This window comes from Streptomyces sp. UW30 (genome assembly GCF_008042075.1).
Taxonomy (GTDB): domain Bacteria; phylum Actinomycetota; class Actinomycetes; order Streptomycetales; family Streptomycetaceae; genus Streptomyces.
In genome coordinates this window covers 1-7,511 of record NZ_RDBN01000072.1, presented here as the reverse complement: position 1 = coordinate 7,511, position 7,511 = coordinate 1, and the positions used below count along the sequence as shown (strand labels likewise).

General features: G+C 68.3%; 9 protein-coding genes. 3 read left to right on the top strand and 6 right to left on the bottom strand.

The window, feature by feature from the left end:
* Window positions 1-570: 570 nt before the first annotated feature.
* From EAO75_RS43730 to idi, 4 genes are all read right to left on the bottom strand, one after another.
* Complete coding sequence (locus EAO75_RS43730; RefSeq protein ID WP_148000710.1) at window positions 571-825, bottom strand: hypothetical protein; 255 nt, start codon at window positions 823-825, stop codon at window positions 571-573.
* Between the two features lie 66 nt (window positions 826-891).
* Window positions 892-1,566, bottom strand: a complete 675-nt coding sequence (locus tag EAO75_RS43725; RefSeq protein ID WP_148000709.1) for a polyprenyl synthetase family protein — start codon at window positions 1,564-1,566, stop codon at window positions 892-894.
* Window positions 1,563-1,904, bottom strand: a complete 342-nt coding sequence (locus tag EAO75_RS46815) for a hypothetical protein (protein ID WP_222724032.1) — start codon at window positions 1,902-1,904, stop codon at window positions 1,563-1,565. Before EAO75_RS46815 ends, EAO75_RS43725 begins: the two co-directional genes overlap by 4 nt.
* On the bottom strand, window positions 1,793-2,179 hold the full coding sequence (idi, locus tag EAO75_RS46810) for an isopentenyl-diphosphate Delta-isomerase (protein WP_261989691.1): 387 nt from the start codon (window positions 2,177-2,179) through the stop codon (window positions 1,793-1,795). Before idi ends, EAO75_RS46815 begins: the two co-directional genes overlap by 112 nt.
* A 674-nt stretch (window positions 2,180-2,853) precedes the next feature.
* On the opposite strand from idi, the gene EAO75_RS43715 reads away from it, so the two are divergent.
* Window positions 2,854-3,816, top strand: a complete 963-nt coding sequence (locus EAO75_RS43715; protein WP_261989690.1) for an SGNH/GDSL hydrolase family protein — start codon at window positions 2,854-2,856, stop codon at window positions 3,814-3,816.
* A gap of 16 nt (window positions 3,817-3,832) precedes the next feature.
* Here the strand turns inward: EAO75_RS43715 and EAO75_RS43710 are convergent, their stop codons facing one another.
* Window positions 3,833-4,093 (bottom strand): hypothetical protein, encoded by a 261-nt coding sequence (locus EAO75_RS43710; protein ID WP_148000707.1) that lies wholly within the window; start codon window positions 4,091-4,093, stop codon window positions 3,833-3,835.
* Between EAO75_RS43710 and EAO75_RS43705 the strand changes: the two genes are divergently transcribed.
* Together EAO75_RS43705 and EAO75_RS46340 are read left to right on the top strand one after the other, a co-directional pair.
* A complete protein-coding gene (locus EAO75_RS43705; RefSeq protein ID WP_148000706.1) occupies window positions 4,092-4,352 on the top strand; it encodes a hypothetical protein in 261 nt (86 codons plus the stop codon). The two genes, EAO75_RS43710 and EAO75_RS43705, sit on opposite strands and share 2 nt — an antisense overlap.
* Window positions 4,352-4,513 carry a hypothetical protein gene (locus EAO75_RS46340; protein ID WP_187284841.1) on the top strand — a complete coding sequence of 54 codons (162 nt, stop codon included), beginning with the start codon at window positions 4,352-4,354 and terminating at the stop codon, window positions 4,511-4,513. The genes EAO75_RS43705 and EAO75_RS46340 overlap by 1 nt, the downstream gene beginning before the upstream one ends.
* 54 nt (window positions 4,514-4,567) lie before the next feature.
* Here the strand turns inward: EAO75_RS46340 and EAO75_RS43700 are convergent, their stop codons facing one another.
* The gene (locus EAO75_RS43700) at window positions 4,568-6,955 is read right to left on the bottom strand and encodes a DEAD/DEAH box helicase (protein ID WP_148000705.1); all 2,388 of its coding nucleotides are present in this window, start codon (window positions 6,953-6,955) and stop codon (window positions 4,568-4,570) included.
* Between the last annotated feature and the right edge of the window lie 556 nt (window positions 6,956-7,511).

The following is a 7,511-nucleotide window of genomic DNA, read 5'->3' as shown; positions in this document are numbered from 1 at the left end:
GCACACCCTCTACAGCGAACACGCCACCCCGACAAGCACACAGGCCACCCATGCTGCCGCCCTGATCGAGCAGGCAGGGACACGTGCCCGGAGCGAGAGTACGGCCGACCAGTGGGCCCACCACGCTCGCAGCGCCCTGGACCGGGCACGGATGAGGGGCGGGCTGGCGGCGCCGCCCGCGTCCGGGGATTTAAGCACTTCACGGACGGCGTGGATCACTTCTCTCCAGCGGGTTTGCGAGCCGTGGGCTCCTTCTTCCAGCTGGTCGTCCAGCAGGAAAAAGCCAGGTGATCCATTCTGCGGCCCGGTCGGCTTGTGGCGGCGGGGCGCTGGGGCAGGCGTGGGCTGCCATGAGGGCGAAGCGGCTGGCGGCCAGGTGCTGGGCTGTTTCCGTGGTGGGGGTGAGAGCGAACTGGTCGGCCCAGCGGCGCAGGTGCGCTTCCATGTGTGCGTGGCCAGGGTGACACCGCACGGGGGAGGGCAGCCCCGGTATTGCGGGGAGGCGGGCCTGTGGGTCCGGGTTCGCGATGGCAGGGCGGGTCCTTTCTCGTGAGGGGCGTGTGCGGGTGGTCAGTGGCCGCGGCGGATCGCGGCGTTGGCGTGGATGTCCAGGTCGGCCCGGTGGTGTGGTTGTGCCCGGTCCAGGGCGCTGCGAGCGTGGTGGGCCCACTGGTCGGCCGTACTCTCGCTCCGGGCACGTGTCCCTGCCTGCTCGATCAGGGCGGCAGCATGGGTGGCCTGTGTGCTTGTCGGGGTGGCGTGTTCGCTGTAGAGGGTGTGCAGCGACCGGCCTGGGTCGGTGTCCGAGGTGAGGGCGGCGATCACCGGGGCGGTCTTCTTGTGGCTGGTCAGGTCGGAGTGGATCGGCTTGCCGGTGGCTTCGGGCTTCCCTCAGATCCCCAGGATGTCGTCGCTGATCTGGTAGGCGATGCCCAGAGCACGGCCGAACTCCCTGTAGTGGGCCACTGCCTCGGGCGGTGCACCGCCCGCGACGGCACCGAGGGAGCAGGCTGCGGCGAGGAGCACCGCGGTCTTCTTCTGCGCCATCGCCAGGTATTGGCTCCAGGTGGTCTCCGGCTGGGTCTCGAAGGCGAGGTCGTCGATCTGTCCCTCGTAGATGCGGCACGTCACAGCGCCAAGGTCTGCGGCCTGGTGGGGAGGCAGGAGCTGGGGTGCGGTGTGCAGCAGCGTGACACCGGCGCACAAGGTCGCGCCGGTCCCGAAGACGGTCCAGGCGGCGGGACGTCCTCGGCGGGTGCGGTCACCGTCGATGATGTCGTCGTGCAGCAGTGATGCGTCGTAGATCATCTCCACCGCTGCGGCTGCGGCTGCGGCTGCGGGCAGGGCCGCCTGGTCCTGTCCGCCGGCGGCCCGCGCGGCGGCCAGGGCCAGCGCCGCTGTGAACGCCTTCCCGGCCGGCTCCCGTGGCTTGCCCTCTTCGTCCCACCAGCCTGCGTGGTAGCCCAGCAGATGCCGCAGCCCCTGCGGCATCTCATCCAGGGCGTGCCGGTATCCGGGGTCGACGCGGGTACGCGTTTGGGCGAGCAGTTCCCGCGCCGCCGTCATCCGGATACTTCCCTGCGCGCGTCCGGTTCGCAGAGGTGCTGAAGGGCTGGGATGGATGAGGAGGGGTCGACGGTGGGCCAGGCCCACGGGTCGGGGCCGAGGGCGGCCAGGCGGCGAATGGTCAGCGCGCTCCACGGGCTCAGTTCGGCATCGCCGGCCAGTACGCGTGCCGTGACCGCTTCCCAGGCGCTCCATCGGACCGTGTCCGTCTCCGCCGGATCCGGGGTCACGGGCCCGTCCGGCAAGAGCCGTACCACCGGGCCCATTTCGTTCTCCGCGGTCCCGTCCGGCAGCACCGCGCGGTAGCGGACCTTGGCCAGCACCGCCTCTGCTTGCACCTGCCCCCCGCTCCGAGCTCCGCGTGCACCCGTCGCCTGACGGCGTCCGGCAGCGGCTCGTGTGGCCTGGGATGCCCGCAGACGGTGTTCGTCCACACACCGGGCCACGTCTTTTTCGCCGCCGAGCGCCGGGTCAGCAGCAGCTCGCTGCTGGGCGAGAATGCGTAGGCGGTGAACGCCAGATGCAGCGGGGTATCCCTGTGATGGGACGCCGGCTTCGGGGCCGTACCGATCGCATGCCCCCCTTCGTCGAGCAGCACGATGGGATCATCCATGACCATCCCGGCGAGCCTCCCCACACCCCCGGGTGAGCCGTCACGGCCGGGCGCACGCCTGCCGTCGCCCGGTCGGGCGCCCACCCCGGCAGGCGCAGGCCTTCAGGCTTCTTGCCGCCGGGCAATGACCGTGACTCCTGCGCGCGGGGGCGTACTGGAAGCACGCAGGCGCACCACAGGCCCCGGCCGGGCACGCCTGGCCATGTGACGGGCGCCGTGGCGCCGACACGCGGCTTGCCCGGCGCTTTGGGATTGCTTCCGCATCAGAGCGAGCCTGCGGCGTCATCCACAACGCCGGGCCCGTCTCGACCGGGCCGTTCGGACCGGCCGGCCTGACCCTTCGGGCGCGGGCTCCGCCGACGTGGGCGGTTTCGCTGGATAGACGCGAACAGGACAACGGGCGGGGCTCGTGCGCCGGGCCGGCGTCCGGCGAATTACCCGGGGGTGCCCTTACCGGCGATCAAGAACCCTGCTGGAGCGGTCCGTTGGGTGGCGCGCTCGGTTCTTGTTCCGAGCCCGCCCGGTCGGAACCTGTCACCCGTGATCGAGGGAGCCCTGAGGCCCGACGGATAGTGACTGTCCGTATTGGATCTAGTGCACTGAGTTATTCCCTTCGTACGGTCATAGCGTCCCAACACCGCACCTCTCGTACCAATGGAGGATTAGTGGCAAAAGTGCGCACTCGACTGGCCGTCCTGGGTTCCGCCGCGGCACTCGCCGCAGCCGCCCTCGTCCCCGTGCAACTCGCCGGCGCAACCCCGGCAGCCGCGGCCTCCTACGAATGGGTCGCCCTGGGCGACTCCTACACCGCCGGGGTCATCCCGGCGGCGGGCGAGACCTTCGAGGTCCCCCGTGACGGCTGTGAGCGCACCGACCAGTCCTACCCGCAGGTCATCGACCGCGACCTCGGCTCGCTGATCGAGCTGACCAACGTCAGCTGCGGCGCCGCCACCATCGAGGACGTCACCTTCAACGCCCAGCAGCCGATCGGCCGTCACCTGCCGCCCTTCGCGGAAGACCCGGACTACCCGTTCCCCCCGGTACCGCCCCAGTCCGAGGCAGTGCACCCCGGCACCGACGTGATCACCGTCGGCGCCGGCGGCAACACCCTCGGGTTCGCCGAGATCCTCTTGACCTGCCTGAAACTCGGCGATGGCAGCGGCGGCGTCGGCACGCCGTGCCGTGACGACCTCGCCGATGACATCCCCGGCCGGCTGACCAAGGTGAGCAAGGACTACGACGCCATGCTCGCCACCCTGCACGAGCGCGCCCCGCACGCCAAGGTCGTGAACGTCGGCTACCCGACGGTCATCCCCGAGGACACCTCCAAGTGCCGGTACAACGACTGGGAGCAGTTCGCCTCGATCACCGCGGGGGACCTGGACTGGCTGCGTGACGACGTCCTGGGACCGCTCAACGCCGCCATCGAGAAGACGGCCGGTGAGCGCGGTGACGCGTTCGTCGGCCTCGCCGACTCCTCCCGGAACCACAGCGTCTGCGACGCCGGCAAGTGGGTCGAGGGCGTCTTCACCACCTTCCCGACCGAGGTGGCCTTCGTGCACCCCAACGCCAAGGGCCACCAGAACGCCTCCGATCACGTCGCCGCCGCGATCCTGAACGCTCTCGGTGTGAACTGAGCGATCTCAGGCATCCTCAGGGATCGGAGTCGCCATCAGCCTCCCCGCCGACGCCAAGACGATCTTGCCGGTCGAGGCCGCCCTCGGGTACTCCGTCGCCCAGCTCCTCTTCCTCGGCGCGGGTCCCCTGCTCGCCGTCGAAGGCAGCAGCGATTCCGTCTTCTTGATGTGCCTCTCCGACCACCTCATCAGCAATAGACGTACCGGGCTCGCCCCCCGCCTCTCGATCATCCGCCGTCGGCGGCATCGGCAACATGCCAGCCTTCGTCGCCGTCATGGGCCCTCCCCTGGACGCCCGCGCGCTCGTCGATGGGTCCGACACCCCCAAGGCCATCGAGAAAGTCCGCAACGCCGCCGCGGCCGCCGACGTCGACCCCTCGCACACCGTCGTCATCGCAGAGCTCGACAACCCGCCCGAAACCGCCGACATCGAGGACCTGTTTTCCACCAAGGACTACCTCTGCCTCTACAACAGGGCCACGGGCAGCAACCTCACCGAAGCCGACCCGCTCGCCACCAACAGCCCCCGTTCCTGATGCGCCTCAAGATCACTCGAGAGAAGAACAGGCAGCCGGGTGCCTTCGACCATGTCGGCCCGGCACACCAGCTCACCTGCGACCAGGACGAGTTCTTCGCCCAGATCGACGACGAGACCCTCGACCGCTTCGAGGACGTCTTCAAGCTCCCCGAGGACTGACATGTCGGGCCCCGGACGCCAACAGCCTCCGGGCCCGACCGCACTTCACCACAGCTACGCCGTCGCCCAGTCGAGTCCGAGGTTGGCCAGTGCCTGGAGCTTGTCGGCGCTCAGCTTCCCCCGCCTGCTCTTGCTGTTCGACAGAAACACCCCGAGCTTCACCTCGGTACCGTCTCCCAGCCGTTCCACGTGGGCCCTGGGGACCTTCACAGAGCCCTCGCGGGCCATGTACTGCGTCAGGGCCGCAACGCCCCGCTCGAAGGCGCTCAGGGGCGTCGTGGACGGCTTCGCGGGCTCCTCCAGCTCCGGGGCCAGCGGCGTGATGCCGAGCTGCTCCAGTCGCTCGCGCTGTCCGGCCGCCAGGGTTTCCCAGACCTTCGCCGTCCGCTGCTTGGCCAGCCACTTCCCGATGTCCATGCCGTGGACCGTGAAGCCGGGCAGAACCTCCGGCTGGCCCTCTTCGTCGGCCACCAGCTCGCGCAGTGCGGCGTAGTGCCGCTGCCAGTCCGCGGGCCACGACGGGTTCCAGTCCTCGTCCACGGCCTCCAGCGCCGTCTTCCACTCGGGGTGTCCGTCGAGGGCGCCGGGGCGGCGGAGGTTGGACAGCCACTGCCCGACCGGCTTGTCGAGCGCGGTCGCGGAGCGGGGCGCGCACAGTGTCCAGTGCTGGTCGTAGTAGGCCTTCGCGGCCTCCAGGTTCTCCTGGAAGCGCTCATCGGCCAGCGACCAGACCATGCCCAGCTGTTCGAGTCGCCTCGCGCGCTGGCCGGTCATCTGCCCGGCCCCGTACGCCCTTCGTTGTTCCGTGACCCATTGCCCAAGCGGTGTTGCGCCCTCTTTGTGCCCATAAGGCACTCGGGCGTGATGCTCACGCTCCGTGAATTTTTTGAGTGCCGCCCAGCCGCGGGACCAGTCCTGGCGTTCGGTGTCGATGACGTTGAAGGAGACCCAGTCCGCGACCATCACTGGATCCCTGGGGGCAGCAAAACGGAGCAGCAACCGTGATTCTTCCTCGCCCTCTTCTGGCGCTATACCGATATGCACGGACGGCTGCGCCACGTCCTTCTGAGGCTTCTGCGGAATCGCGAGCAGTTCCACGGCCTCTTCATCGTGGGCCCGCAGGCCCTCCAAGACTTTCACCAGGGGCCGGTATGAGCCGGAGGTGAACATGTCTTCCGGCTTTTCTCCGGGCTGGAAAAATACCGGCACGATCAGGGAGGCGAGCTTGCCCTGTCCGGGCTTCTGTCGCAGTGCGCGGCCGATGGCCTGGACGATGTCGTGCGGCGCGCCCTTGGGGTCCAGTAGGGCAACCGAATCTACGCTTCGGATATCGACACCCTCGCCCAAAACGCGACAGTTCGAGAGCACGGCCCGCTGCGCCGTGGACCCGAACGAGCCGAGGACTTCCCGCCGGCGCTCGGGGACGTGTTCGCCGCACAGCCAGTCCGCCCAGATGTGCTTGGGGTACTTCTCCGGCTCGTTGGCGTGCAGTTTGGCGGCGACGCGCTCCAGGCCCTCCGCGTATGCCTGAGCCTCTATCGTCCGGTGGTGGAAAGTAATGCAGGTCTGGAGCCCGTACTGCGTCATCGTGTGCAGCAGCGCCGCCTGCAAGGCTCCGAGCCGCTGCCCCCGCACTTCCTCACTGCGCCGCTCCTCGCCCATCAGCCGCTCGGGCGTGACCACCGGGTCCTGGAGCTCCAGCACGATGATCTGGTACCGCGCCAGCAACCCGCGCGAAACGGCAGACGCCAAGCTGAGCTTGTACAGGACGGGCCCGAAGACCTTCTCGTCGTCCATGGAAGCCGCCATCTCCCTCGGCAACGGATCCCGCACCCCCTCAACAACCTCCCGACTAAGCCGCTCCTCCCAGATCCGCGGCGTCGCCGTCAGGTACAGCCGACGGTGTGCGGGGATGACGGTCTGGTCGTGGATGTCCGCCCAGGCCTTCCCCGTCGAGCCACTGGTCCGGTGCGCCTCATCGACCACCGCGAGGTCCACCGGGGCTAGTTGCTGCCCGTAGGCGCCCTCGAAGGCCTCCGCCAGGACACCGAGGGAGGCGTATGTGGCGTAGATGGTGACTGGCCCCGTACCGTGCCACAGCGCCAGCTGGATGGGGTTGGTGGTGCACCGCACCCGAAGGTTCCACAACTCCGGGTCGTCCTGGAGCGAACACACCGCGACCGCCGGCCCCGTGTGCCCGGCCTGGTGCCACGCCTGCACCGTCTGGGAGAGCAGATCCAGCGTTGGTACCACCACCAGAACACGCCCCCTGGGCACGATTCGCTTCACCGACGCGGCGGCCATGACGGTCTTCCCCGTCCCGCACGCAGCGTGCACCTGCCCGCGCAGACCATCGGCAGGAATGCCACCCGCCGGGACATCGAGACCGCGCACGATGGCGCTCACGGCCTCGATCTGATGGTCACGCAGTTTCACGGCCATTCCTGTGCTCTCCATTTCGCGGAATTCGGCGCGGTCAGAATATGGAATCCCTGAGTGGTGTGGGGATCGGGTGGTGGTGCTGTCAGATCCCAGATTCTACACAGTGCATTACAGTGATGCATCCTCTTAGGAAAGGTTGGTTCATCAGGTGACGCATCGACAGTTCACGCTCCATGATAGGCCGGTTGGAGTGTATGCTGCTGGGGGTGTGTTCGAGGGTTGGGCGTACAGGTTACGGAGTGGGGGAGGGGTTCGGGTGGAGCGCAGCGGAGCCGTCTCTTCGGCAGGGCCAGCGCTCGTTCACCGGATAGTCCGTCAACTTCACTGCGGGAGTGGTGGTTTAGTTTCCAGACGCTACACAGGCCCGCACGTGATGCACCTGCCCCTCCTGGCCAGCTTCAGGAGTCCCGCTTGCGGGACTCCCTCAATTCGCGCTTGCGCGAATTGACACGTATTCAGAATTCCGTTTACGGAATTAAATTCCCGCGCTTGCGCGGGAATTTGGCGGAGCGTCAGCGGAGCCGTTTAACTCTGCAGCGGCTTGCCGCTGCAGTAC

Bases quoted from the DNA above. Each gene is read 5' to 3' on its own strand.
- EAO75_RS43725 (WP_148000709.1), bottom strand. From the start codon at position 1,566: ATGACGGCGGCGCGGGAACTGCTCGCCCAAACGCGTACCCGCGTCGAC.
- idi (WP_261989691.1), bottom strand. From the start codon at position 2,179: ATGGATGATCCCATCGTGCTGCTCGACGAAGGGGGGCATGCGATCGGT.
- EAO75_RS43705 (WP_148000706.1), top strand. From the start codon at position 4,092: ATGGGCCCTCCCCTGGACGCCCGCGCGCTCGTCGATGGGTCCGACACC.
- EAO75_RS43710 (WP_148000707.1), bottom strand. From the start codon at position 4,093: ATGACGGCGACGAAGGCTGGCATGTTGCCGATGCCGCCGACGGCGGAT.
- EAO75_RS46340 (WP_187284841.1), top strand. From the start codon at position 4,352: ATGCGCCTCAAGATCACTCGAGAGAAGAACAGGCAGCCGGGTGCCTTC.
- EAO75_RS43700 (WP_148000705.1), bottom strand. From the start codon at position 6,955: ATGGCCGTGAAACTGCGTGACCATCAGATCGAGGCCGTGAGCGCCATC.